The following is a 26,441-nucleotide window of genomic DNA, read 5'->3' on the forward strand; positions in this document are numbered from 1 at the left end:
TTTTAAGCGTGAACATCTTTGAACGAAATCCATTATTACAGATAGTTGGAAATTACAGCTACGAAAACGAAGTTCGGTCAAACACTAACCAGTTGAGTTTCTTTGATTAAACGTTGGGACACTAGTGACAGAAAATGCCTTGAAAATGCTTGATATTTTTCCTTAAGATGCTCATATTACACTCACTTGCAACGCCCATTTCAGTAGCGAAATGGGCGTTACAAGGCAAAATTTCGGCTTATTTTTAGAATGTTTATCTTGAAACTTCAAAAAGTTAACTCGGTCCGACCCCAGTCGTCGCACAGTCGAACCAGTTGTTGGGAAACGTCAAAGAAACTTTGGCTACTGGCGCCCAAACCATGAGCGAAATCATTATCTACGAAGATCCGGACAACACCAAGCCTGTCCAGGTAACCCTGGAAGGTGAGACGGTTTGGCTGACCCAGTCCCAGATGGCCGAATTATTTCTGGTGAAACCTCAGAATATCACCATGCACCTGAAAAACATCTACAAAGGTGGGGAACTGGAGGAGAAGGCAACTTGTAAGGATTTCTTACAAGTTCAAACCGAGGGGGGCCGGCGCGTGGAGCGGAGTCGCAAACTCTACAACCTGGACGCCATCATATCCGTCGGCTACCGGGTCAACAGCAAACGCGGCGTCCGTTTCCGCCAGTGGGCCACCTCGGTCCTGCGCCGGCATCTGCTGCACGGATATACCCTGGACCAGCGCCGTCTGGCGGAGCGCGGTCTGGACGAAGCCAGGGCCGCTCTGGACCTGCTTTCCCGCACCCTGGAAGCCAACGCCCTGGTCAGCGATACCGGCCGGGCCGTGCTGGAACTTGTCAGGGGGTATGCCAGGACCTGGCGGCTGCTGCTGCAATATGACGAAGACAGCCTGCCGTTGCCTGACGTCTCCCGACCGAGCCGGGGGATTTTGGACATCGACCATGCCAAGTCCGCCATTGAAGGGCTGAAGGCCGATCTCATGGCCCGAGGCGAGGCCTCGGACCTGTTCGGCCGGGAACACGGCCACGGCTTGGCCGCGATTCTGGGAGCCATCGAGCAGACCATGTTCGGCGAGCCCCTGTATCCGAGCCGGGAAATCAAGGCCGCGCATCTACTGTACTTCATGATCAAGGACCATCCGTTCTCCGACGGCAACAAGCGCATCGGCTCCTTCCTCTTCCTGCTCTACCTGCACCAGGAAGACATGGCCGCGCGAATCGGCGACGCTGCCCTGACCGCCCTGGCCCTGCTGGTGGCCGAAAGCCTGCCCGCGAACAAGGATCTGCTGATCCGCCTGATCGTCAACCTGCTGATGGAATCCTGACAAGACAGGCCTCGAGCCAAAAGTCTTATCCAACGAGATCACGGTGTACGAAGGCCAGCACGTCCAAAAGGGCGACCAGCTCGGGATGTTCCACTTCGGAGGCTCCACCCATTGCCTGATCTTCCGCCCGGAAGTGAACCTAAAATTCGACCTGCACGGCCAAACACCAGGCCTGCACTCGGAAAACATCCCGCTTCGGGCCAGGATCGCCGTGGTCACGGACAGCCAGGGCGAATGACCGCGTTTTGTGTGCGTTGATCTGCATGGAGCTGTTCCGGATGGGAGCATGAGGATTTTGTCCACTTTTCAGGGTATTGGCCACTGTCGGAAATGGCAGACAAAAATGACTTTTCTCCAGCCTGCTTGGCTGGAGAAAAACACTTTGCGCCGCAGGCGCAGCCTTCAGTACCTTGTTGTGTAATCTCATCATCTCAACCACACTGCGAATGGATGCACTAGTCGTCCGACCGCCATGACTTGCCGGAAGTGGCTCTTCATCCGGTCAGGATGGACAGACGTGTCTCGGCGTGTCACGCCGAGAGTGGAAGCTCCTTGTCGGATCTTGACGGGCGATTCCGGATCAAAAAAATCTGCGTACTGCCATAGATCAACAACTGCCGTAGTCAGGAGGCAGAGCTGATCGAACACGAGCGCACATGTGCTGGGCGTCATTTTCCCCGTCACCGGGGTTATGCCGGTAGGCATCGTTTCCCACCGTCGTCGGTCGGTGGAGTACTCGACGGCGGCGGAGGCCGTTTTGGTTGGGAGCGCACCGCCGGGCGATGACGGGGCAAGGAATGCGCACAGTGGCTCTTCTGATCTGCCACAGACGGTCGCACCGACAGCTTGAATCATGTCCGGCTTGGCTTTGTGGGACCGAACGACCCAGAAAGTTCGACCAACGTTCTGAACGTCGGCGATCTTCCTGGCAAAGATCACCTCGGAACTCTCACCCGCGTGAGGTCCCATCACGCTGAACAGGCTGTATTCTTCTGTATTCATCATCACTTGCATAATGGAACGCCTTAGTAGCCGCGGCGATCTATAGCGGCCTGCTATAGGCGGCGGTCAGCAGTTTACACCTGGAATATCGAGCTTGTAAGAGTTTTCATTTATCTTTGCCCTATAGACATTGATCGGCGTCGAACTTTTTGAAATCCACTCATTAACAATCTGTTGTTCTCTTTCTGTAATTTTTGCCCCAAGTATCACACCTGCTAACAAATCTGGCTCGAAATGATATGTATTTGAGCCACCTTCATCTGGGGTTTTAATGATTCGCCTTTCTTGTTCATACTTCCAATGATTTGATTTTGTCGCGAACAAATTAAAGAATTGATCATAATTGCCAAGATCCATAATGTTTACTTCTGGATAATCATCCTGATATTTTACTTTATAAGCTTCCCAAAATATGGTCAGATCTGTTTTTGCTTTGAACTGAAGGCAAATACCTTTATGAGAGTCTGAATAGTGTGACCACATTAATATGTCATCTGGTACTTCAGAAAGGCAATATATCCCAAAATCTTTTAAAAATTTTTTAAAAATTTCATCAAGATATGCATGTGTACTAATCCTGCGAAATACAGGATTTTTTAGCTCCCTCTTGATTTGCGCTTTTGTATAATTAGGAAATCTGCTTTTTACAAGCATCTTATAGAATTGTTCTCTTTTGTAATGGTTCTTGTGAATGACAACTTTAGGCATACAATCAAAAGGGTCATTGAATGCTAATGGGTTAGAGAGCCATATTTTGCTTTCACTAAAAACTAATTCGAGCCATCTGGAACCAATGGTACGGTATTTATACAAGTAATCTACCTCAAATGGTTTTACTCGATTTAGCAAAAGCTTATCTTTGTCAATGGTCATTTCACTCTATAATATTTACAAGAAGTGTTAACGGCCATGCTTACCGGTTGGGGCGCAACGACAGTGGAGTCCCAATCCGCGTAAAGCACGAGGCTAGGTGCTTTTCTTCAGTCCTTTAGTAAATCCGTACATATCAATGATCTTTGATTTCTTGTAAGTGATACCTGAGTTATCGCCAGTGGTAAATTCCTTCACATAAATTTTTGAAGAATACATGTCAATTTCTTCTCTGTTATCATCATAAAATTGTTGGATGCAGTTCAGGGAATTTTGATTTACGCTGCGAAAGCCACATTCGCCTTGGAATATCTCTCTGAAAGTATTTCCGAAATAATTATCAAAAGCTGGGATGAACCCAAATACACCAAGCATAATTTTAGTGACAAGGGTTAGATGGGAATTCCCATTGTTTACAATAATACGCTGGATGTCCCTGTATATGGAGCAGATTGATTTGATGTTTTTACCTGAATATTGATCTACATCTATATCCCAAACCGAAGAGTCCAGGCCAGCAATGTATCTGATGAGTGGCTCATAGTGTTTAACGCTTCTGTTTAATAGAAAACTTGAACCTCGTAGCATACCCCAACTTGCAAGATAAAACCCAAGCGATAGGCAACTCTTTTCTATATCTCCTAATAAATCGTTGTCTGAGGTGGGGTGAAAATAGCAATAGCAATAATCAAATGATGCGTAGCGATCTGTTGAGGAATTGTATTTCTGGAATTCCGTCACCATTTTTGAAATGTCAGCTTGATGATACTTCATTATTACCCTTAATTCACACCCAACGCCAGCCATGAACTGCGGCTGCGCAGCAGCCGTCGCGCTCCATGGCCTTGTTAGGGTTCATTTCATTTTTTCTATCGGTACTATCGCCATCACCGGGGCCACCAGTTGCTCCAGCGCGGGATGTATCCGCAGCTCACCCAGTACCTGCCGAACCCAAGCACGCAAATAACTGGAATTGATACGTTTCCAGCAAGGAAGAACAAGGGGGAAACCTTAAGGGCCAATAGATCAAGCGCACTTGAAGTAACGAACACGGCACCTAGGGCCAGAGCTAGCTGAAACCAAGGAATCCTAGGAGCCGCGAACTTCATTCCGACTAGCGCGACCCCCAGCATCGCCGGGATCAGCCAGTGAAAATTATTATTGCCAGAAATGAGGAAGTAAAGTGCGATCCCCAGAACGGGAAGCGTCTGTGTGATGACAGTCAGCAGAATCGCACGCGGGTAAAATGGTGGTTCGCTCTGCTCAGACATCATGTTCGTCCCTTTGGTAATTTGAATAAGTCCGGCGCTCGGTAACCGCGCGCTCTTGCGAGCCTACGGCGCGCCTCAGCCGCGCGGTTTTTTGCGTCGGCTGCAGGCGCATTGTTAGAACGCACGTCACGAACCCTCGAAAAGGCTTTCATCGACGACCTGATTGACCAGCAGCCTGCCAAGCGATGTGATGCTTGTTGAGCGATCGTCCGATTGAAGAAGGCCAAGCCGCAGCAATGTATCCTTACGGTGGTCTTGGAGTGCACCGCGATCGATTTCCGACTGAGGGCTGCCCATCGCGCGTGACACTGGTTTGAGTATCTCGGGGTGTCGCTCCATCATCGCCTTGTGCCATGGTGAGCTGAGAGTCGGCGGCTGGGCATAGAAGGTCAACAGCACGATTTCAGCGTCAGTGAGGTTGCCGAACAAGCGCGACAAGGTCTTCACGCGGTCATGCTCAAAGTCTAGGCCAGCAAGACCATTTGCAAAGAGGCTCGCAAGCCGTTCAAGTCGCTCATCAGAAACGGCTCGCGATGCTTCAAGGAGAGCATCTTCGAGGAGATCTGAACCCTTAGGCGTGCGAAGTCTATCGTTCAGCCGTTTGACTCCGTCTTCGAGGGAATGGACACGAGTGGAAAAGAGGTGGAGCCACTGTTCCAGCCGCTGAAGCTTCTGCCCGGGTATGACGCCGGAGATTACTTCTGCAACCAACGGTCCGATGACAGGCACCGCACCGACAACTCCACGCACCACAGCGGCGGTGCGGTCAATTGTCTGTGTTTGAAGTGGATTCTCGGTCATGCTCACTCTCGTGCGTTCTAACGTCGAGGCTGTGGGTTCGGCGCGCTAGCGACGATACCCACCAGCCTCTGGTTCGAGATGCCCTATTTTGCTTGGTTCTTCTCGATTGCTGTCGCCTCAAAAACAATCTCCTTCAGATTGTCCGTGCTCATCCGCACAAATGACGGAACATTGGAACGCCACTGCGATACTGAAGTGCCCCCGCGAAGGCGAATCTGATCACCAGGTTTGAGTGCAAAGACCAAGTCCGATTTATCTTTGGGAAGAACCACGAAGTCGGCCTTAACCTCTCCGGACAAAGGATTCTTTTCGTCGGTTGCGCCAACCGGCCGACAGCGAAAGACCACTTTCCCTGTCATTGGATAGTTCAGAAGCCATGCTCCTGTTCCGTTCGCAACAAATTCGGCGATGGTGGAAACATCGCTGCCGATGTAATCGGATGCGAAAGTCGGGTCCATCACCTTTGCGAACGGCACTTCAGTTCCCGCAGGGACCTTTGGGGTTGTGCTTGTATTGACAACCGGCGAATACCCCGCACATCCCGCCATCAGAACACACATACATACGGCAAGTAACTTTCTCATAACGTCTCTACTCCTATTGTTGCTATTGAATACCAAGATGACCATTCTCAGACCCAGAACTCTACACCCGTCGACACCTCATCTCGAAACCATAACTCTCGAACAGATATATTATGCGGAATTCGCAAAACTCCGACCCATGGAGAGGGGTCTGGAGAGGGGTCAAGTCTGCTCTTGGCTCGCAAGCTTGTCGGCAGGAACTGTCGGCGGATTGGCATGGGTCATACCTTCACCTTCGCCAGCATCTCAATGGCCCGCATTTACATCTTTGAAAAGGCGAACCATTTCTTGCCCAGGTCTTTGAGTGACGCGCCGATGTGGTAAATGTCTGGCGAACCGGTCACAATCTGTGACTAGTTGATCGTTTTCCAATTGGGTAAGCTGAAATCGAAATTGCTCGGGGAATCGGGCAATGTTTCTTTTGATCGCCTGATTCAACACCTTGGTTTCCACGCCATTATCGGTAGTTTTCCGTAGTCACTTAGACTAGGCTGGGCATGGATGCAACCAGCGTTGACCCTGTCCCGCGATTCGCGTGGGTTGCGTTGGATCATGTCAGTAAGATAACGGTTCAGCGAGTACCAGGCGAGTTGGCCCACGTGCTGAGCATGCGGCATGTGAGCAAGGAGGTGTTGGACGTGTTCATCGCGGGCATGAAGGGGCTTGGCGCAAAAAGTCATTTTGCACCAAGCCTGTTGAAAGTTGATGGTTGAAAGTTGAATAAAAACAGAGTGCTACTTTGGCTCAACATGCGTTTCGGGCAGATGGCTCGCCAATGCATGATTCTTCATCGGTTCATTCTCCAACGGGGCATCGTCCTCTAGCCCAGGGTTGGCCAGGGATCATTGAAAAAGGACGCAACCCCTTTGGGGTAGGTTACGGAAATATGGCGCATTTCCCAGGGTAGCGGCACAGCCGCAACCCTGGGCTGGGGGACTGAATCCCGTTGGGATTCCCAGAAGAAAATAACAGTCCGGAATGCATAATGAGACATCTGGAATACAAGTAGGGCGGCCTTTCCGCGCGGGATGCCATGACGGCAATTTATGAGACGCGGGAACAATTGTGAAGAAAACCGTTTGGAAAGCCAGAATGCCGTCTCTGCCTAACCAGACAGTAACCAGACCAGAGAGGGAAATCATGAAAAACCTGCTGCTTTGCTGCCTTGTTTGTTGCGTGACGTGCTGGCCCGCCTTCAGCCGGGCCGACTTTCCGCCGCTTCCCGCGCAATGCGTGGAAAGCATCGGGGCCTTTGCCCAGACGTACCAGGAAAACGAGGTTTTCAGGCTGCTCATGGACAAGGCCTTCGAGAACATGCGGCCCCTGCCGGAAGGCTACCGCCCGGAAGGCAATCCCTGGATCGGCAAAAAATTTGACGACCTGCTCGTCTTTCTGGGCGACTGGTGCCTGTTTTTGCCCCAGTCCAAGGGCAGTTCGGACGACGGATTGGCCTACATCGAGGTGATGGACTTCTTCGCCTACCAGAATCCCTTTGGTAGAGCCGTATTCCAGATCTCCCCGGGCCGGGAGCTGTTTCAGCGTTTCGTCGAGGACCGAGGCGCCTTCATGAACAGCCCGGAGTCCAGGGCAGTGGTGGCTCAGTGGCTGGCCAACCCGCGCATTGAAAAGGAAGACTATCTGCTCCCGGACCCCGACGCTCCTGACGGCGGCTTTGGCTCGTTCAACGATTTTTTTGCCCGGACCTTCAAGGACCAGGCCCAAAGCCGGCCCCAGACCATGCCGGACCGGGACTACGTGATCAGCGCGCCTACGGATGCGATCATGAACCCGATCCCCGTGCCCATCGTGGACAATAGCACCATGCTGCGCACCAAGGGCACCCAGGAGCTGAACATTCAGGAACTGCTGGCCGGATCCAGGTACTGGGAGCGGTTCGTGGGCGGCACGGCCCTGTCCTGTATTCTCATGCCCAACACCTACCACCGATACCACTCCCCGGTGGCCGGGGCGGTGATCGAGACCGCGTTGGTGAACGGGGCCCTGCTGGGCATGGAGGACTTTCCCGCCTTTGTCCCACCCGGCGGCAACGTGGGGCGGCCCGGCTCGGACTTCGGCGCTTTTGAAAACTATCAGCGCGGCTATTTCATCATCGATACCGGGAAATACGGTCTGGTGGCCGCGGTGGCCGTGGGCTTGAGCGAGATTGGTTCCGTGGTCTTCCAGGACCGGTTCCTGAACGCAACCGGGCCGGTCCCGGTCCGGCGTGGAGACGAACTGGGCCATTTCCTCTATGGCGGTTCCCTGGTGATCCTGGTGTTCGAGCCGGGTCGGTACGTCTCCGGCGGCGTCAAGATCCGCCTGGGCAACCAGATCGGCGTCTTTGACACGGACGGCGAATGAGGCCGTGTTCCTGGAAAACTGGCCGTGGCCGCCTTTTCACCCCGACTGAACCAGGCCGATAACAGCGTCCGGGCCATGCGGGCCATCGAGTATGTCAGCCAACGCCTGGGGTTGGGGTTGTTTCAGTGAAAGCACGAATGAAGGAGGCATATAAGCCTGCTTCCGGGATAAGGGAAATAAAACCCCAAGTGCAAGGAGCAAAAAAGCTCAAGATCGAAGCGTATTTATTCATATGTGAGAGTTTGAACTTTTTGCGGCGACACAGCAATTGGGAGTTTTTAAACGGACTGTTAAGCGGCTTGCCCCCAGTCCGCCAGGGAGCCACGGGCCAAAAGTGGCTGGCCCAGGATCAAGAACAGGGTCAGGGTCAGGATCAGGCGATCCAGACGCCCTCACTCCAAAGAGGGGCCACTGCTAAGAAAAGTGTCAACCTGTTCTGAACCATCCCCAAAAGGCCAACAGTTTAGAGATTATTCAAGGCCCCAGGCGCCATCCTGGACCTGTACCGGAGGAGAAAGCATGTCGTCGCGGCAAGAAATGCTGTGGGGCCATCCCAAAGGGCTGTACATCCTGTTTTTCACGGAAATGTGGGAGCGCTTCTCCTATTACGGGATGCGGGCGCTGTTGGTCTATTACATGGTCAAGCACATGATGTTTTCCCATGCCGAGGCCTCCCAGATCTACGGGCTGTACACCGGGCTGGTCTATTTAACGCCTTTTTTCGGCGGGTTGCTGGCGGATCGCCTCCTGGGGCAGCGCCGGACCGTGATCCTGGGCGGGGTGCTGATGTCCCTGGGACATTTCGTGATGGTCTTCGAGTCGTTGTTTTACCCGGCCCTGGCCCTGCTGATCCTGGGCAACGGGGCGTTCAAGCCGAATATCTCCACCCAGGTCGGCAACCTCTATCCCCCCGGCGACCCGCGGCGGGACCGAGCCTTCAGCATCTTCTACGTGGGCATCAACCTGGGGGCCTTCATGGCCCCGCTGATCTGCGGCACCCTGGGCGAGGTTTACGGCTGGCACTATGGGTTTGGGGCCGCCGGGGTCGGGATGATGGTTGGGCTGGGCATCTACCTCTGGGGGCGGCACTGGCTGGCCCCGGACAATCTGGACCGACGCGCTTCCGAGCAGGCCCGATCGGAAGCGATCGGCCCGGACCCGGCGACCCAGGCCAACGACAGGAACCGGATCGTGGGCCTGGTGGTGATCTGTCTGGTGGTGATGCTCTTCTGGGCGGCCTTTGAGCAGCAAGGCAACACCATTGCCATGTTCGCGGACGTGGACACGGATCGCCACGTCCTGGGCTGGGAAGTCCCGGCCACCTGGTTCCAGTCCCTGAACCCGCTGTTCATCTTCCTGTTCACCCCGCTGATCACCACCTTCTGGGCCTGGCAGGCCCGCCGCGGCCGCGAGCCCTCCTCCCCGGCCAAGATGGCCATTGGTTGTTTTTTGCTGGGCGCATCCTTCCTGATCCTGATGCCCCCGGCGCAAACCTTTGCCACCGATGGTATTCCCGTAAGCATGCTCTGGCTGGTCGGGTTCAGCGCCGTACTCACCGTGGGCGAGCTGTACCTCTCCCCGGTAGGATTGTCCCTGGTCACCAAACTGGCCCCGGCGCGGATGGTCTCCATGCTCATGGGCGTCTGGTTTCTGGCCCAGTTCGCCGGGAACTTCCTGGCCGGATACCTGGGCCATTTCTGGGACATCTGGCCCGAGGAGCAGTTTTTCCTGATGGTGGCCGGAGTGGCCGCCATGGCCGGGGTCATCATCACCAGCCTGCTCAAGCGCCTCAAACTGGCCATGGGCGCGGGGGCGGTGATGGCCCATTGAGGCCAGCACCCCCACTGGCTGAACTTTTTTCGGAGGTTGAACAAGCATGACCGAACGTTGGCCAAGGGCGGCAATCAACCCGCAACCATCTACCTGGGAGAAATGATCATGAAAACGCATGCCTTACGGACATTGGCCACCCATCAGGAGGGAGAAACCATGACATCTTTTTTCAGAGCACGACGCCGCCTCCTGCTCAGGTTTATTGCCTGTGCGCAAAATCTGTTGCCGATGCTGGTTGGTTCAGCCGCGAATTTTCATGCCCTGGTGAACGCCTTGCCGCCGTTCTATAAGAACATCGTGGGCGTGAATCCCCGGAGGGTGACAAACCCATGAAAGCCACCCCTTGCTTCATCACGTTGGCCGTCCTGCGCAAAATGGCCCTTGTTCTTGTATTCCTGCTGTTTTCCACGCACCCGGCCTGGGCTCGCCTCTCTGTTGATGCTGACATCCTCGGGCAGGTTCTTCAGGAAGCCCATGCCCTGTTCGCGGACGATACCGAGGGGGCCAATGCCGATTACATTCCCGAGCTGGCCAGGGTGCCTTCGGAGCTGTTTGGCCTGGCCCTGGTCACGGTGGACGGCCAGGTCTTCATTGCCGGGGATGCGGATTACGATTTCACCATCCAGTCCGTGTCCAAGCCGTTTACCGCGGCCCTGGTTCTTCAGGAACACGATGATCCGGAAATCCTCGTGGAAAAGGTCGGGGTCGAGCCCACGGGCCTGCCCTTCAACTCCGTCCTGGCGGTGGAGCTGCACGCCTCCCGGTCCGTGAACCCCCTGGTCAATGCCGGCGCCATGGCCGCGGTCAGCCTCGTGCCCGCGGAAAGCGACATGGAGCGCTTTTCGAAAATCAAGCAATTCCATGAGGCCATGGCCGGCCAGGAACTAAGCGTGATCGAGGAGGTCTACCGTTCCGAGGCGGCCACGAACCAGGGCAACCGGGCCATCGCCCACCTCCTGAAAAAATACGGCCGGATTTACGCCGACCCGGAAGAGGCCCTGGACGTCTACACCCGGCAGTGCGCCATCGGGGTCACGGCCCGCGTCCTGGCCATGATGGGCGCGACCCTGGCCAATGGCGGGGTCAACCCGATCAGCAAGGAGCAGGTTCTGGAAGCCCGGCACGTGCCCAAGGTTCTGGCCCTGATGCTGACCGCCGGGTTCTATGACGAATCCGGACGCTGGGCCTACGACGTGGGTCTGCCGGCCAAGACCGGAGTCGGCGGCGGGATCGTGGCCGTGGTTCCTGGAAAACTGGCCGTGGCCGCCTTTTCACCCCGACTGAACCAGGCCGGCAACAGCGTCCGGGCCATGCGGGCCATCGAGTATGTCAGCCAGCGCCTGGGGTTGGGGTTGTTTCAGTGAAAGCACGAATGAAGGAGGTGCATATGGATCGCAGAGCATTCTTGAAGATCGCCGCCGTGGGAGCGTTGGCCGGGGGAGTACAGGGTTTTTCGGGGCCGTTGTCAGCCCTGGCCGGAGCTGGTTCAGGTTCAGATTCGGCCGCCAGGTACATGGTGGCGGACAGCCATTTCCACTACGTGGACTTTCTGCAGAAGACCGAGGGCATGGACGCCTTGTTGCTGGCCATGGAAAACGCGGGCGTCGGGCACACCATGATCTCCGGGATGCCCCTGGTCAAAAAATGGGACGCCGCCGAGCCGGAAGAGCCCCGGTATTACCTGGACGACAACGGCCGGACCTACTGGTACTCAGCCACGGATTTCATCGTGGCCCGGCGCGTTATGGAACTGCCCGACCAGGCTCGTTCCCGGTTTCATCCCTTCATCTGCGGGTTCAACGCCACGGACAAGCATGCCGTGCTCCACGTGGAGCGCATGCTGGAGGAATATCCCGGGCTGTGGCAGGGCATCGGCGAGGTTTTCGGCCACCGGGACGACCTGACCAATCTGACCTACGGGGAGACGGCCCGGGCCAACCATCCGGCCCTGGACCCGGTCTACGACCTGGCGGCCCAGAAAAATCTGCCCGTGAACCTGCACAACAACGCCACCTCCCGCAACCGGCTGGACCGCCCCATCTACGTTTACGAGGTGCAGGAAGCCCTGACCCGACACCCCAGGACCGTGATCATTTGGGCCCACGCCGGGCTGTCGCGGATGCTGGACCTGGACCAGCCCGCCTATACGGGACTGCTCCGGGAAATGCTCACGAAGCACGACAACCTGTACATCGACCTGTCCTGGCTGATCTTCGAGAATTACGTCCTCGACCCCGGCAGCCCCGGGCAGGTCCGCCCTTGCTGGCTGACGCTGATCTCGGACTTTTCCGACCGCTTCATGATCGGCTCGGACAACATCGGCCACTTCGCGACGTACAACCAAAACATCACCAAATACTACCAACTGCTGGACGCCTTGAGCCCGGAAAAGGCCGGGAAGGTGGCCTTGACCAATTTCTTGAGCCTGCTTCCGGGATAGGGGAGATGGATGCATACTCATCGGAATCCCGGTAGACGTGGTGGACGGGAGGGAATTTGCGCATCCGGAACAAACTTGTTTTTTCCGGGGAAGTATCCCTCCCTGCGTCTGTTGGGTCGAAGAGTATGCCGGAAAGCGAATTGAACCAGGGGGCAACTTTCCACGCAACATCCTCAGACCCGAAGCTTTTGATGAACATTGAGCCAGGGGCCGGCGCTGGTCGACGACAGCGCGGACACCACGCGCATTTTGGCCATTTTCGAGGCCATCAGCCAGGTGCCGCGCTGCTCCAAGGACGAGGAGCGTGACAGTCCGCCTGACTGAGACGCATAATGAGCCTTCCTGAAACCACCTCGTCATTGCTTGACCGCTTCTCTGGATCGGATTATTTTGTGCACAATTATCCGATTCAACAACAGGAGACATGATAATGCGTGCCCAAGATTTTATTTCCGCCACAACGCTTTCCAAAAAGACATCCTTTACCCTGGAAGCCCTGGAACGCGGCGAGGCTGAAGAGTTGATCATCCTCAAGAACAACGAACCCAGAGCCGTCCTGCTCTCCATGGCGGCCTACGAATCCATGCGGGAAGAGATCGAGGATCTGCGTCTGGCCTCGCTGGCCATGGCCAGGCTGGAATCCTTTGACCGGGACAAAGCCGTCCCGCATGATCGAATGATGGAGAAATTCGCTCCATGACCAGGAAGATCCTGTATCACCACGATGTCGAGGAGGACTTGGAAAGCGTGGGCACGGCCATGGCTCGGCGCATTGTCCGGGCCATCGACCAGAAATTGACCCAATCTCCCCTGGAATTCGGCGTTCCCCTGTCCGCTGGCCTGGCTGATTTTCGCAAGCTGCGGGTTGGTGATTGTCGGGTCGTGTATCAGGTGCGGGGGCATGAGGTGGTTGTTTTTGTCCTGGCCGTTGGTCCAAGAAGGGACAAGGAGATTTACAAGGCCGCACTGCGAAGAAAGGTTGGCCGGAGCGACATATTCCGGGCGTCCGGGCTGGAAAAACTCAAGAAATGATCGCGATCAGCTCGGACGGTGTAAGCCCGGTATGGTATTTCACCGCTCCGTAGAAGGTGGACCGGTTGGCCCAGCCGGCTTCCCGGCCAAGGCCCTCCAGGGGTGTTTTGTCGCTCTTTTCCCGTAAAACCAGTTGGATAAAGTAAGCCAGGCGCAACGTGTTCACCAGTTGTCTGAACGGCATGCGCCATTGCCGGGCAACCATCCTGGACAGGTAGGTTGTGTTGATGCCCAGCTCCTGGGCGGCCTTTTGCAGGGAACAATCGATGTCCGAAAATCGTCTGGCCAGCCAGTCAGCCAGGGCTCCGGCTTCCGGGTCAGCGTCGGAGGCAAATCGGGCCGGATCATATTCCCGCAGCAGGTTGTCCATGAGTTGTTTGTCAAAGGGCCGTGGGCAGCCCGGCTGCCCCTTTTTCGCGGGGAGATGCTCCAGGGCCGAGGCGCACAGATCTTCCGGCTCCACCGGTTTGACCAGGTAATCCACGGCGCCCATTTTCATGCACGCCACCGCGGTATTCAGGTCAGCTACGCCGGTGAACATCACCACCGGCAGGCTGGGAAAGTTCTTCCGTATTTCTTCCAAAGCTTGAATACCCGAAGTGCCGGGCATGGTAATATCCAGAAAGACCAGCCCGGCCTGGGGCAGGAGGTCTCGGGCCGCTTGAAACCCCACGCGAAACCCGGCTGGCAATCCGGACATCTCCAGGGATAGCACCGCGCTTTCGCAGACCGCCACGTCATCATCAATAACCAGAATCATCGCGTACCGCTCTCCGCCGTGCCTGGCAGGACTATTTCCACGCGGGTTCCCTTGCCCGGTTCAGACTGAATATCCAAGGCCCCGTTGGAATTTTCAATGATCCGGGCCGCCATATAGAGCCCCAGGCCTGTTCCGCCCACTTCCCTCTTTGTCGTATAAAATGGGGAGGTCACCTGGGAGAGGTTTTCAGGAGCAATCCCGCGGCCGGTATCCCGGACCCTGATGTGCAGGCCCATATCCGATTTCCAGGCGGCAAGTGTTATGGAATCTTGATCTGAAGTCAGCGAATCAGCAGCGTTTTTCAGCAGATTGATCACCACCTGTTCCACCTGATGCGGTCGGCAGTAACAGTCAAGAGGGACAGCCGGTAGCTCAAGCTGGAAACAGCGAGTTCTCCGGCTCAGATACTGCTCGGAAAAATCAGCGGCGGACCTGATGATGCCGCGAAGATCATGCATTGCCGAGGCGGACTCCTCATCAGACTGGGAAAAATCGCGCAGGTCATTGACGATCTTGGATATCCGCGAACAGGCTTGTCTGGCCTGGACGATTCCTCCGCGGACTTTCGGGAACAGGTCCGGCAACATATCCGGCAACATATCCGGGGGCGGACCGTCGTCATCAGCTTCGGGTTCAGCATGAACCTGTTCAAGAAAAGGAGCCGCCAGATCCAGAAACTTGTGCACAGCGGCCAGATTATGAGCGATGACTTGCGTGGGATTGCTGATCTCGTGCCCTACTCCCGAGGCCAGAATGCCGATGGACGCCATTTTTTCAGCCTTGACAAGCTGTTCGCTTTTCTCCTGAACCATACCCTCCAGGGAGGACTGATACGCCGCAAGCCTTTGCCGCTGACGATATTCTTCAGTCCTGTCTATGCTTTGGACTATGGTCTGGCTGCTCTGCCCGTCAAGCCTTGCCGTATGCAGTTCAAGGCGTTTTTGCTCTCCGCCATGCTGATGGATGAGTACTTCCGCGCATTGCCCACTTTCAGGCGGCTCTAGAACTTCTGAACCCCGGCATTGGCCCGCCTGTCCATCCCCTGTCCTTGCAAACCAGCCGGCAAGCCGCTTGCCTCTGACGGCTTCCTGGACTGCCCCCAACTGTTTGGCCAGAGATCTGTTGACCATGGAAATGGTCCCGTCTGGTTCAATGACCGCAATGCCCGTGGGGGAGTTGTCCACAACCGCTTTGTAGCGTTCTTCGCTATTTTCCAGTTGCCTGGCGGTTTGCTCCAGAGCCAGGGACTGGCGCTGAAAAAGCATGACCACCAGGGAAAAGACCAGAAGGACGGTCAGAATGAGAAAAATCAACATCGGCGGAGCCTGAGTCGGATCAAGGGGGGAAATCATGTCCCGGCTACCGATTTGAGTCAGGGAATGGAACATTCGATAGCTAAAGAGTGCCGCAAGTCCCATGAATATCGATGCCGTTGCGGTGGTAAGCCGCTTTTGCATCCGCGGAACATGAAACCTTAGTCTGTATGCGGCGTAAAACATTTGAGCGGCGCAAAGGGCATTGAATCCCGTAATGCGGATATGTACGTCGTTAAATATCAGGAGGAAAATGCTCTGCCAGGAAAACGTGGCCAGGATGAAGAACAGTTGCAGCCTCAGTGAAGAGGCCAAATGGAAATATTTCTCCAGACCTCGAATGATGCAGGCCAGGCCGACGGGAAGAAGGGTGATTCCTATAACCACTGAGATGAATAAAGGAATAAATTCGCGTCCGGCAATAAGCGGAAACGACAGGACTCCGGCGCTCATGCCGCAAAACCAGAGGCCGATTCCCTTGTATCCGGCTGAATGATATCTCCATGTGATGCCAAGAATACTTGCCATGCAGATATATATCAGAAAGGACGTGATGTAGATGGTTTTGATGTCAAGCATGGCGCCGGGTTCTGGGGGCGAAAGGACCATTTGCAGCCGGTTTGTCACGGATGCAAAACGTCACTCCATATCCCTTTTCAACTTGCCGGCGCGGTTCGTTTGGAACAGCGGAAGGGAGAGTTTCCAGCGGATGGCGGCGAGGCGTAGGCCCAGGACAAGGCTCATGGCCAGCAGGCGGTTTTGCGGTTCGGACGGAAAGACGTGTTCCAGGATGATGAACAGCGACGCGCCGAGAAAGGAGGCCGTGGCGTAGAGATGTATCTCCGGGCGGAAGACCATGGGGATTTCGCGGATCAGGACGTCGCGCAGCATCCCGCCGGCCACGCCGGTGATCACCCCGAGCATGATGGCGACAGACTCGGGAGCGCCCATTGCCAGTGTTTTTTCCACGCCGATCACGGTGAACAGCGCCAGTCCAACGGCGTCCGCCACCAGCAGCGGATGCCCCGGCAATTCCCTTGCCCGCGCAACCAGGAACATCGCGATCGCAATGCCAAACGCGGTCAGAACGTAATTGGGGTCAGCCACCCAGAACACCGGCACTTCCAGGATCATATCCCGCAACGTGCCCCCGCCCACCGCCGCCGTCACCGCAAGGACCACGACGCCGAACAGGTCGATGCGTTTGCCGCGCGCGGCGAGCACCCCGGAGGTAGCGCACGCCGCCACGGCGACATGTTCAATATAATATTGCATAGCAGCCTCGGTGGCGGCCCATTTTCCGGCGGTACTTGGCCATGAGCGCAAAAGGTGAACCAATGCAACGGTATTCTCAATATTCTTGCATGTCGCTTACGAGAGTTGAAGAAACGGGTCAAGCGGTTGGGCCGTTGCTCAATCCGCGCAAAGCTTTCGGCGTGGTACAGCAGCCGCTCGTTTCGAGGAAGGTTGCCGAGTCTCAAAAACAGGTCGTTTATACTCGGATGAGCTGAGGAGTTACAAAAATGCAGGAATCAGTCCGATTTTATAAATTCGGACTTTCCATGGACATGATTCGTGGTAGGTAGGTTAACGCCAAACAAAGAACAGGCCGAGTCAGTATCTCCATGCTGAAGATGCACACCCTGTCCATGTGTCCACACATTTTGAACCATCCCGGCATCCACGAGCTGGATGCGCAACCCTGACAAAAGGGGGAAACTGAATGGTAAAAGCACAATCTGACAGGCAACAGGAAGGAAGTCTGGCCTGGGTTATTTTCCTATCCTTCGTGGCCACCATCGGCGGCTTCCTGTTCGGCTTCGATAGCGGGGTGATCAACGGCACGGTGGATGCGTTGCAAAAGGCCTTTGACTGCACGGCCGTGGCCACGGGATTCAACGTGTCGTCCATGCTCATCGGGTGCGCGGTGGGGGCCTTTTTCGCCGGAACCCTGGCGGATCGCTTCGGGCGCAAGCCCCTGATGCTGGCCACGGCCGTGGCGTTTACCATCAGCGCCTGGGGCTCGGGCATTGCCGACGGCACCACGGAGTTCGTCCTCTACCGGGTTCTGGGCGGTCTGGCCGTGGGAGCGGCCAGCATTCTGGCCCCGGCCTACATCAGCGAAATCGCGCCGCCCCATATCCGCGGACGTCTGGCCACGTTGCAGCAGATGATGATCGTCATCGGGTTGTTTACGGCCTTTTTGAGCAACTACCTGATCGCCGCTGCCGCGGGCGGTTCCGCCTCCGCCGAGTTCTGGGGAGGTTGGCAGGCCTGGCAGTGGATGTTCTGGATGGAGATCTTTCCCGCGTTGCTGTTCCTGGTCTGCCTGCTGTTCATCCCCGAGTCGCCGCGCTTTCTGGTTGCCGCGGGCCGGGATGAGCGGGCCGCTTCGGTGCTTTCGAGGATTTCCGGCCCGCGAAAGGCCACGGCCCAGGTCGCGGCCATCAAGTCCACCCTGGACGCGGGCCGCAAACCCAGCCTTTCCGACATCGTCAATCATGTCACCGGCAGGGTCCATCCGGTCGTTCTGGCCGGCCTGGCCATTGCCGTGCTCCAACAGTTCACCGGGATCAACGTGGTCATGTACTACGGCTCGGTGCTCTGGCAGGCCGCCGGTTTCAGCGAGGCCGACTCCCTACTGGTCAACGTGATCAGCGGCTGCGTCAATGTCGGGTTCACCTTCGTGGCCATCGCCCTGGTGGACCGCATCGGACGACGGCCGTTGCTCTTGGCCGGCGCTTTGGGCCAGGCCGTGATGCTGGCGATCATGGCCATAATTTTCGCCACCGCGGACAAAGACCCCGGCCTGGGCCTGCATCTGGGCCGGGTTGCCGGCACGGGTGCCCTGCTGGCGGCCAACGCCTACATCGCCTTTTTCGCGGCCACATGGGGCCCGGTGGTCTGGGTGATGCTCGGCGAGATGTTCCCCAACCAATGCCGCGGCGCGGCCCTGGCGGTCTGCGGCCTGGCCGGATGGTTCGCCAACTTCCTGGTGACCATGACCTTCCCCATCCTGTTGGCCACCTTCGACCTGGGCATCACCTACATGATCTACGCGGCCTTCGGCCTCATCGCCTGGTTCTTCGTCCGTTCGTTCGTGAATGAAACCAAGGGCAAGACCCTGGAGGAAATGTCGCACTGACGCGGGGCATGCGGGAAACTGCCGCGGATTTTCATGCCTTGGTTAATTCCCTGCCGCCGTTCTACAAGAACATCGTGGGCGTTAATCCCCAGAGGGTGGGATAATTTGTCCGCCATGACCTTCAATTTCATGGATTAGCGTACCGGCATTTCGAGTATGCAATGTGAATGCATAATGCCGTTCTCGATGAAAAGAGGAGAAGAGAGTTATGGAAACCACGGATAAGCCGGCAAAGAAACGCATCATCTCGATTGACGTTCTCCGCGGAATAGTCATAGCCATAATGGCGCTCGACCACACAAGGGAGTTCTTCTCATCCTTCAGGCATTCGCCAACCGACCTTGCGTACACCACTACAGAGCTTTTCATTACGCGGTGGATAACTCACTTCTGTGCCCCTGTGTTCGTGTTTGTCGCCGGGACCGGCGCATTTCTGTATTATGTGAGCCGCGGAAGATCCGCGGAAATCACGTCCCGTTTCCTCTGGACGCGCGGCCTGTTCCTGGTCCTCATGGAATTGACTGTCATACGTTTCGCGGCAAGCTTCAACTTCAACTATTATGATACCACGGCGAATATCCTTCAGGTAATATGGGCCATCGGCTGGTCCATGATTTTCCTCGCCGCCCTTGTGCGCTTGCCATCCTGGGTTATAGCCGTGGTGGGGGGCGTGATCGTCCTTTTTCACAATCTGCTCGATGACGTTGCGTCGATGGTGCCCGGATCCCTGCAATGGCTATTCACGATATTGCATGTCCGCGACTATATCACTGTGGCGCCGGGAATAGAATTTCTTGTCGCATATCCGCTGATACCATGGATAGGCGTGATGGCGCTGGGCTTCTCCTTTGGCAATATTTTTTATTTGGAGGACAACGCTAAACAAAAACTGCTGCTGCGGATCGGAGTCGGCATGGCCGCCGCGTTCGTGGTCATCCGATGGCTTAATATCTATGGAGATCCCATCCCCTGGACGTACGAGGGCAGCTGGCTGTTTACTTTTTTGTCCTTTATCAACTGTACCAAGTATCCTCCCTCCCTTCTTTTCCTTTTGATGACCCTGAGTTTGCCTATCCTGTTTCTGTCGTTCATGAAGGAAAGGGAAACTCCCTTGTCCAGAATTTTTCTTGTGTTTGGCAGGGTACCGATGTTCTTCTATATCATGCATATCTTTATGCTGCATGCCGCCGCGGTGGTTTTGGCATGGGTCAGGTACCGAGGTTTTCCGTCATGGATGCTGACGGGCAACCCGATCTTCAGCTCGCCTGCCTTCCCAGCGGGGCCAGCGGACTACGGCTACGGGCTGATAGTCGTCTATGCGCTGTGGCTCCTGCTCCTCGCCGCGTTGTGGCCTTTGTGCCGATGGTATATGAACTATAAAAGAACCCATGACTACTGGATTTTGAGGTATTTGTGACATGCGCGATTCATAGGCGTCGCCGCGGTGTCGGTTGTTGCCCGAAATGCCGTAGTCGTGCCAAGGGCGGCTGGCAACCTGAAGGATTGGAGGTGATAAAATGACCGCTAATAGCGGAAATGGACTTGCAAAGGACACGACCACGCAAGTTGAACCTCAAAACGACAATCTCGTTACCAGACGAAGCTTCGTCAAGGTCGCCGCTGTATGCACGGTTGGCGGACTCGCGTTCAGTCCAAGCGTCATGGAAAGCATTGCTGGAGTTGCGGGCGACGTTTCATCCTTTGACGTGCTCAACCTCCTGCCCAGATCCGCCATGGGCCATATTGCCCGGGTTTCCATTGACGAATCCGCCTGCGCCAATTGCGGCATGTGCATTCTGGTCTGCGCCGCGACGCACGGGAACGAGATCGGCTGGTCCAACTCCGGCATCTGGCTGGACAGGCATCCGTTCCAGTGCGTTTATGTCACGGTCGCCTGCCGCCAGTGCAACGCGCCGGATTGTTATTTCGCCTGTCATGCCGAGGGCGGAGGGGCCATTTTCATAGACGCGCGTACAGGAGCCCGGGCCATTGACGCCTCCAAGTGCATCGGGTGCGGGAAGTGCATGGAGGCCTGCGTGTTCTCGCCGCCCCGAATCACACTCGATTCGGAGCGCAATATCGCCGTCAAATGCGATCTCTGTTCAGGGCGTCCCGAAGGCCCGGCCTGTATGGAGTTTTGCCCGCACCAGGCTCTCACGCTGGAAAGGGGGGCGTGACCATGAACAATCTGTATGGCTGGACCGGCAGGATACTGAATATGGATTTGAGCACGGGGACAAGCGAAGTCCTCGACTCCACCAACCTGGTCCAGCGGTTCATCGGAGGCAAGGGCTTGAACCATCGTCTGGCCTGGGAGCATATCCCGGCCCAGGCCGGGCCGTTTGATCCGGAAAACTGCCTGCTCATCTCCGTCGGGCCACTGACCGGCACCCCCGCGCCCACGTCCGGGCGTACGGAAGTCGGCGGCATCGCGGCCCAGACCTATCCGCCCATGTACGCCCATTCCGGAGTAGGCGGCTGGTTTGGGGCCGAACTCAAGTATGCCGGCTACGACTCCCTGATCATTACCGGCCGGGCCGCTGCTCCAGTCTATGTGTGGATCAGGGACGACAAGGTGGAAATCCGCGACGCCGCCGATCTCTGGGGCCTGGGCACGTTTGACGCCCAACAGCGACTCAAGGAAATCCACGGCAACGACGCCCGGATTCTGGCCATCGGGCCGGCCGGTGAGAACCGCTCCCGCATCGCGATCATGCTCACGGACACGGAAAACGCCGCTGGCCAGGGCGGCTACGGCGGGGTGGCCGGGTCCAAAAACCTCAAGGCTATTTGCGTCAAAGGCACGGGCAAGGTCCGGGTGGCCCATCCCGAGGAACTGTTGCGTATCCGCCGGGATCTGGCCCCTGATCCCAAAAAAAGTCCGGAGGAGCGCGGGGGGAAGTGGATATACGACAAGGAATCCGTGGACAACGTGCCCTACCCGCGCAACAGGACTTCCTGCACCCATGCCTGCGACCGGGCCTGTTGGTTCGAGTTTCGCGGGGTGCCCAGAAGAACCCGTCCGGGCCTGCACGCCGGGCGATGGGGTTGCATCGGCCCCTACACCATCGGCTGGCAGCATCCCATGGGCTACGACTGGCCGCTGTGGTTCCAGGGCTTTGAGGGCGGGTTCGAGGCCACGGAACTGATGAACCAGTATGGGCTGAACGAGTGGGAGTTGCTGGCCGGGATGGTTCCCTGGCTGGTCATGGGCGATCATGAGGGCGTGCTCACGGACAAGCGTTTCGACGTGATCAAGCCCATCACGCCGAACAAACCCGAATGGTGGGTGACCCTGATCAAGGCCATCACCTACCGCCAGGGCATTGGCGACCTCCTGGCCGAGGGAGTGTCCCGGGCCATCGCCGAACTTGGCCCGGAGCAGTATGGGGAGACCATCTACCAGGGCGAGCGCAAGAGACCGACCAGGATCAGCCTGCAGGAGGCCTGGGGCTACGCCGGGCACTGGAGCGGCCGGGGCATCCATGCCGTCCGAGAATTCCCCCACTGGCTACTGGAGGCCCTGGTCTGGATGACGGCCACCCGCGATCCCCTGGACGACACCCATATCGTGGCCCGGGACGAATGGATGGAGGAATTCAACAAGAACCCTTACGAAGGAACCAAAGGCGCGGAAATCGCCATCTGGAACGAAAACCGCTCCGAGCTCAAATCCAGCCTGACGCTCTGCGACTGGTCCTTTCCCATCCCCACGAAATCAGACGCCGAAAGCCGCCTTTTCTCGGCCGTGACCGGCATGGAACTGGACGAGAAAGGCCTGGACATGATCGGCGAGCGGAACAAGAACATGCAACGGGCTTTGCTGGTCCGCAATTACGGGCGGGACCGGGCCGGGGAAGTGGCCGAGATCATGCCCTGGTTCAAGCGGCCCGATGCCACCAGGGGCATTGTCATCGACGAGGAGAAATTCAACGGTCTGGTGGATACCTATTACACCCTGCGCGGCTGGGACACGAAAACCGGCAGACCCACCCGGGCCACCCTGGAACGCCTGGAGTTGGGCGACGTCGCAGCAGCGCTGGAGGCAGAGGAAAAGCTGCCGTAACCGCTCAACAACTCCTGGCAGCTCAGCGCATGGTGGGGCAGGCAGGCTGCCTGCCAGATGAAAAATGCCCGGACTTTTTTTAAGCAGACAATCAGGCGGCGATCAATGAACACTCATAACAGAAGGAAACCCTATACCAGTCCACAAGTACATATTCCGCAACCCTCCGACAGGGAGCATTACGCGTTTATGACACAATTCTACATTCGCTGAGGTAGGTCGCCCTTAAAGGGCTTTTCCTGCTTTCCCAACGTTGCCCCAGGGCGTTGCCCTGGGCTCTAACATGTCGCCCCTTTGGGGCTGAAATCAAGCCCTGAAAGGGCGAAACAAGTACAGCCCAGGGCAACGCCCTGGGATATCAATGAGATAGCTTCCATCCGGAAACTCTTTTGTTTCCGGATGTTGAAACTGCCGGTTTTCAATTCGAAAACGAGCAATTTTTTCTTTTGGCAAGGAAGTCAAGCAATTATGAGGAGGCGTATATCAATACGTTGACGAATAATTGTGAAGACTGACGCAGCCAAAAGGAAAAAGGGCCGTTTCCGGATGAAAACGAGATAGTTTATCCAGCCCTGAAGGAGCGGCCTAAAAGGGTGAGGCTCATCAAAAAATGCGTAATGCTCTCATCCCGATTTACAGAAACGCGTAATGCTCCCTACAAGCAGCGGCTTCGAAATCACGGGGTGGACATGACCTGGATGGATTTCGGCGCCCTGACCAGCGGCTACGGCGCGACCCACTGCACGACCCAGGTTCTGGTGCGGGAAGCGAAACCATAAGCGGCTCGGCTGTGCGGGCCAATGATGTATACACTCAGGAGGTTGATATGTTGAAGCCAAAGATTCTATTTCTGACTGTTCTTTGCCTCGTTCTGTCCATCTCAGTTCTGGCCGCCGGAACCGCCTTGGCGGATCAAGGAGATCGGCGGATGCAACTGGAAAAGGCCATCGGCGATTTCCCGGGCAAGGCCAAGGCCCTTTTGCGATCGGTCGTGCTGGACGATGGTTTTATCGGTATAATCGACAGCGCAACCGCGCGTGAGCTATCGGCCCGATTGGGGCTTGGCGCCAATGAAACCGCCCTGGCCTTGATCACTTTAGCCAAGGTTTACGCCGTGCCGCCTATTTCCAATTTTCAGGTGGGAGCCGTTGCCGTGGGGCTCAGCGGGGCCATGTACTTCGGCTGCAACATGGAATTCCCCGGCCAGGCCCTGAGCTTCTCGGTGCATGCCGAACAGGCCGCGACCATGAACGCCTGGATGCACGGGGAAACAGGGCTCAGGGCCATTGCCATCACGGCCCCGCCCTGCGGGTATTGCCGCCAGTTCCTCAACGAGCTGGCAACCGCGGATGATCTGGAAATCCTTTTACGGGATGCGCCGCCAACACCGCTGCGCGTCCTGCTGCCCGAAGCGTTCGGGCCGACGGACCTGGGCATGGAGCTCCGGCTGATGGACGAGTCCGTCCAGCCCCTGCGGCTGACAACGCCGTCAGACGACAAGGTGGTTCTGGCGGCCCTGGCCGCGGCCTCGACCAGCTATGCGCCCTACTCCGGAAATCATGCCGGCGTGGCCATCGAGTCCGCAAAGGGCGTCATCGTGTCCGGTCGCTACGCGGAAAACGCGGCCTACAATCCCAGCATGTCCCCGCTGGCTGCCGCGCTGGTACTCTACAACTTCGCCAATCAAGACTTGAGACGGATCAAACGCGCGGTGCTGGTCCAGACCAATCCCGTTTCCGCCAACCAGAGGGACGCGGCCAAAGCCGTGCTCTTCGTCCTGGCTGGGAATCTTGAGCTGGAAGAATATGCAGCGGTGGGCGAGTAGTCGCCGCAGTGTCGGTTGTTGCCCGAAATGCCGTTGTCGTGCCAGGGGCGGCAATCACCCCTCAACCATCTACCCGGGAGAAATGATCATGAAGAATTTCGCCATCCGTGCATTGCTCACCGTACTGACCCTGTGCGTCGGCCTGCTGGTCCAGGGCGCGGTCCTGGCCGCTGAGGTTCAGCCTCTCAGCGACAAGGAGCGCCGGGAATTTGCCCTGCTCAGCCCCTTCGAATTCAAGAACGAGCTGGGGGATGCGGCCAAAGTGGACGGCAAGCCCGTGTACAATGCCGGACGGGGCAATCCGAACTTCATCAACACCCGGGTGCGGCTGGCCTTCAGCATGCTGCACCGCTTCGCCGTGGACCAAGCCTGGCCGGCCGAGGTCGGGGTTGATCTGGCTTATCCGCTGCGCCAGGCCCCGGGCATGGCCGCCGCGTTCCAGACGTTCCTGGCCGCCCAGGCCGACCAGGACAGCGCGGCCTTTTTGGCCCGCTGCGTGGAATACGCCCAGCAGCGGCTGGACATTGCCCCGGATGACTTCGTGGCCGGGATGGTCGGCGCGATCCTGGGCGATTACTATCCCGTGCCCTCGCGGATGCTCACGGTTCCGGAAAAGGTGGTTGAGGCGTACCTCAAGGAGTTGCATTTCCCTTCTGGAAACATCCCGTCCGAGGTTTTCCGCCTCTTCGCCACCGAGGGGGCCACGGCGGCCATGAACTACACCTTCAAGACTCTGAGGGAGAATTTCCTGATCGCGCCCGGGGACAAGATCGCCCTGATCACCCCGATCTTTTCGCCGTACATCGAAATCCCGGTGCTCAATGATTTCGAGCTCGAACCCATCTATGTCGCCGCCTCCGAGGCCACGGGCTGGCAGGTTCCCGACGATGAAATGGACAAGCTCAAGAACCCTGAAATCAAGGCCCTGTTCATGGTCAACCCCATGAACCCCGGCGCGGTGAGCATGAGTCGGGAGAGCGTGGAGCGCATCGCCGAGGTGATCAAGACCGACCGGCCGGATCTGTTCGTGCTCACGGATACGGTCTACAGCCCGTTCGTGGACGAATTTCACGACGTGATTCAGCTCGTGCCCGAAAACACCATCGGCGTGTTCTCCTATTCCAAGTACGTGGGCGTGACCGGCTGGCGGCTGGGAGTGATCTTCATCCAGGACGACAACATTTTCGACAAGATGCTCCAGGCCCTGCCCGAAGACAAAAAGCAGCTTCTGCGCAAGCGGTACGTCACCGTGACCCCGGACCCGGACGCCATTCCCTTTATCGAGCGCCTGCTCATAGACAGCCGGGACGTGGCCCTGGCCCACACCGGAGGCCTGTCCACCCCGCAGCAGGCCATCATGACCCTGTTTTCCCTCTACGAATTGCTGGACACGGAAAAGGTCTACAAGCGCGGCATCCAGACCCTGCTCCAGAGTCGCATGGCCCTGCTCTACGCGGCCCTGGGCACGCCCGCGCCGCAAGGCCCGACCCAAACCGCCTACTACAACATGGTCAACCTGCGCGACTTGGCCGCCAGACTGCACGGCCCGGAATTCGCCGCCTATCTGGCCGAGGAATTCACCCCCTTTGACCTGCTCATGCACCTGGCCCGAGCCTACCAGACGGTGCTCCTGCCCGGCGTGGGCTTTGCCGGCCCGGACTGGACCGCCCGTGTCTCCCTGGCCAACCTGCCGGACGAGAACTACACGGTGATCGGGCAAAATCTGGTGGCTTTGATGCGGGATTTTCACGCCTACTGGGAACGAAAAGCGGCGCAATAAAACCGCGCTTACCAGTTCTCTCTCAAA

The 26,441-nt window shown here is 56.9% G+C and carries 25 protein-coding genes; 16 read left to right on the forward strand and 9 right to left on the reverse strand.

The features are described 5' to 3' along the window. Positions 1–359 precede the first annotated feature (359 nt). Both rhuM and C6366_RS16060 read left to right on the forward strand, forming a co-directional pair. On the forward strand, positions 360–1,331 hold the full coding sequence (gene rhuM, locus C6366_RS16055) for a virulence protein RhuM/Fic/DOC family protein (protein WP_107739761.1): 972 nt from the start codon (positions 360–362) through the stop codon (positions 1,329–1,331). Between the two features lie 43 nt (positions 1,332–1,374). Then, complete coding sequence (locus tag C6366_RS16060; RefSeq protein WP_233248543.1) at positions 1,375–1,569, forward strand: phosphatidylserine decarboxylase; 195 nt, start codon at positions 1,375–1,377, stop codon at positions 1,567–1,569. 188 nt (positions 1,570–1,757) lie between these two features. Here C6366_RS16060 and C6366_RS16065 read toward each other — a convergent pair whose 3' ends face one another. The 6 genes from C6366_RS16065 to C6366_RS20525 all read right to left on the reverse strand — a co-directional run bounded on the left by C6366_RS16065 (position 1,758) and on the right by C6366_RS20525 (position 6,312). Continuing rightward, on the reverse strand, positions 1,758–2,345 hold the full coding sequence (locus C6366_RS16065) for a hypothetical protein (RefSeq protein ID WP_107739763.1): 588 nt from the start codon (positions 2,343–2,345) through the stop codon (positions 1,758–1,760). 54 nt (positions 2,346–2,399) lie between these two features. Continuing rightward, entirely contained in the window at positions 2,400–3,206 is an 807-nt protein-coding gene (locus C6366_RS16070) for a DUF2971 domain-containing protein (protein ID WP_107739765.1), read from the reverse strand. 93 nt (positions 3,207–3,299) lie between these two features. After that, positions 3,300–4,010 carry a hypothetical protein gene (locus C6366_RS16075; protein ID WP_199221544.1) on the reverse strand — a complete coding sequence of 237 codons (711 nt, stop codon included), beginning with the start codon at positions 4,008–4,010 and terminating at the stop codon, positions 3,300–3,302. A gap of 590 nt (positions 4,011–4,600) precedes the next feature. Then, positions 4,601–5,275, reverse strand: coding sequence for a hypothetical protein (locus C6366_RS16085; protein WP_107739769.1), 675 nt, complete (start codon positions 5,273–5,275; stop codon positions 4,601–4,603). An 83-nt stretch (positions 5,276–5,358) separates the two neighbouring features. Beyond that, positions 5,359–5,859, reverse strand: coding sequence for a hypothetical protein (locus C6366_RS16090; protein ID WP_146164887.1), 501 nt, complete (start codon positions 5,857–5,859; stop codon positions 5,359–5,361). Positions 5,860–6,105: 246 nt separating this feature from the next. Next, complete coding sequence (locus C6366_RS20525) at positions 6,106–6,312, reverse strand: ORF6N domain-containing protein (protein WP_107739825.1); 207 nt, start codon at positions 6,310–6,312, stop codon at positions 6,106–6,108. 687 nt (positions 6,313–6,999) lie between these two features. Here C6366_RS20525 and C6366_RS16105 point away from each other — a divergent pair. The 8 genes from C6366_RS16105 to C6366_RS16145 all read left to right on the forward strand — a co-directional run bounded on the left by C6366_RS16105 (position 7,000) and on the right by C6366_RS16145 (position 13,525). Further along, on the forward strand, positions 7,000–8,220 hold the full coding sequence (locus tag C6366_RS16105; protein ID WP_107739775.1) for a phosphatidylserine decarboxylase: 1,221 nt from the start codon (positions 7,000–7,002) through the stop codon (positions 8,218–8,220). Positions 8,221–8,238: 18 nt separating this feature from the next. Further along, positions 8,239–8,349: a glutaminase gene (locus tag C6366_RS16110; protein ID WP_107739778.1), complete on the forward strand. Its 111-nt coding sequence runs from the start codon at positions 8,239–8,241 to the stop codon at positions 8,347–8,349. Between the two features lie 390 nt (positions 8,350–8,739). Further along, complete coding sequence (locus C6366_RS16120; protein ID WP_199221546.1) at positions 8,740–10,050, forward strand: peptide MFS transporter; 1,311 nt, start codon at positions 8,740–8,742, stop codon at positions 10,048–10,050. A 159-nt stretch (positions 10,051–10,209) separates the two neighbouring features. Next, entirely contained in the window at positions 10,210–10,386 is a 177-nt protein-coding gene (locus C6366_RS16125) for a hypothetical protein (protein ID WP_158269828.1), read from the forward strand. After that, positions 10,383–11,417: a glutaminase A gene (glsA, locus tag C6366_RS16130; protein ID WP_107739789.1), complete on the forward strand. Its 1,035-nt coding sequence runs from the start codon at positions 10,383–10,385 to the stop codon at positions 11,415–11,417. The genes C6366_RS16125 and glsA overlap by 4 nt, the downstream gene beginning before the upstream one ends. 23 nt (positions 11,418–11,440) lie before the next feature. Next, positions 11,441–12,493 (forward strand): amidohydrolase family protein, encoded by a 1,053-nt coding sequence (locus tag C6366_RS16135; RefSeq protein ID WP_107739791.1) that lies wholly within the window; start codon positions 11,441–11,443, stop codon positions 12,491–12,493. A 430-nt stretch (positions 12,494–12,923) separates the two neighbouring features. Beyond that, positions 12,924–13,193 (forward strand): type II toxin-antitoxin system Phd/YefM family antitoxin, encoded by a 270-nt coding sequence (locus C6366_RS16140; RefSeq protein ID WP_031386541.1) that lies wholly within the window; start codon positions 12,924–12,926, stop codon positions 13,191–13,193. Next, positions 13,190–13,525 carry a type II toxin-antitoxin system RelE/ParE family toxin gene (locus C6366_RS16145; protein WP_107739793.1) on the forward strand — a complete coding sequence of 112 codons (336 nt, stop codon included), beginning with the start codon at positions 13,190–13,192 and terminating at the stop codon, positions 13,523–13,525. The genes C6366_RS16140 and C6366_RS16145 overlap by 4 nt, the downstream gene beginning before the upstream one ends. Here the strand turns inward: C6366_RS16145 and C6366_RS16150 are convergent. The 3 genes from C6366_RS16150 to C6366_RS16160 all read right to left on the reverse strand — a co-directional run bounded on the left by C6366_RS16150 (position 13,515) and on the right by C6366_RS16160 (position 16,873). Further along, a complete protein-coding gene (locus C6366_RS16150; protein WP_107739795.1) occupies positions 13,515–14,285 on the reverse strand; it encodes a response regulator in 771 nt (256 codons plus the stop codon). The two genes, C6366_RS16145 and C6366_RS16150, sit on opposite strands and share 11 nt — an antisense overlap. After that, entirely contained in the window at positions 14,282–15,601 is a 1,320-nt protein-coding gene (locus C6366_RS16155; RefSeq protein ID WP_158269829.1) for a PAS domain-containing sensor histidine kinase, read from the reverse strand. The genes C6366_RS16150 and C6366_RS16155 overlap by 4 nt, the downstream gene beginning before the upstream one ends. A 636-nt stretch (positions 15,602–16,237) precedes the next feature. Further along, positions 16,238–16,873 carry a trimeric intracellular cation channel family protein gene (locus tag C6366_RS16160; protein WP_107739799.1) on the reverse strand — a complete coding sequence of 212 codons (636 nt, stop codon included), beginning with the start codon at positions 16,871–16,873 and terminating at the stop codon, positions 16,238–16,240. Between the two features lie 448 nt (positions 16,874–17,321). Here C6366_RS16160 and C6366_RS16165 point away from each other — a divergent pair, with 448 nt between their 5' ends. The 6 genes from C6366_RS16165 to C6366_RS16190 all read left to right on the forward strand — a co-directional run bounded on the left by C6366_RS16165 (position 17,322) and on the right by C6366_RS16190 (position 26,414). Next, positions 17,322–18,743, forward strand: a complete 1,422-nt coding sequence (locus C6366_RS16165; protein WP_107739801.1) for a sugar porter family MFS transporter — start codon at positions 17,322–17,324, stop codon at positions 18,741–18,743. 208 nt (positions 18,744–18,951) lie between these two features. Then, a complete protein-coding gene (locus tag C6366_RS16170; protein ID WP_107739803.1) occupies positions 18,952–20,160 on the forward strand; it encodes a DUF1624 domain-containing protein in 1,209 nt (402 codons plus the stop codon). 100 nt (positions 20,161–20,260) lie between these two features. Further along, positions 20,261–20,920: a 4Fe-4S dicluster domain-containing protein gene (locus tag C6366_RS16175; protein WP_107739805.1), complete on the forward strand. Its 660-nt coding sequence runs from the start codon at positions 20,261–20,263 to the stop codon at positions 20,918–20,920. Between the two features lie 2 nt (positions 20,921–20,922). Then, positions 20,923–22,809 carry an aldehyde ferredoxin oxidoreductase N-terminal domain-containing protein gene (locus tag C6366_RS16180; RefSeq protein WP_158269830.1) on the forward strand — a complete coding sequence of 629 codons (1,887 nt, stop codon included), beginning with the start codon at positions 20,923–20,925 and terminating at the stop codon, positions 22,807–22,809. 826 nt (positions 22,810–23,635) lie between these two features. Next, on the forward strand, positions 23,636–24,634 hold the full coding sequence (gene cdd / locus C6366_RS16185; protein ID WP_107739809.1) for a cytidine deaminase: 999 nt from the start codon (positions 23,636–23,638) through the stop codon (positions 24,632–24,634). A gap of 88 nt (positions 24,635–24,722) precedes the next feature. Beyond that, positions 24,723–26,414, forward strand: a complete 1,692-nt coding sequence (locus C6366_RS16190) for a bifunctional aspartate transaminase/aspartate 4-decarboxylase (RefSeq protein WP_158269831.1) — start codon at positions 24,723–24,725, stop codon at positions 26,412–26,414. Positions 26,415–26,441: the final 27 nt, after the last annotated feature.

It is taken from the genome of Desulfonatronum sp. SC1 (assembly GCF_003046795.1).
Taxonomy (GTDB): Bacteria; Desulfobacterota; Desulfovibrionia; order Desulfovibrionales; family Desulfonatronaceae; genus Desulfonatronum.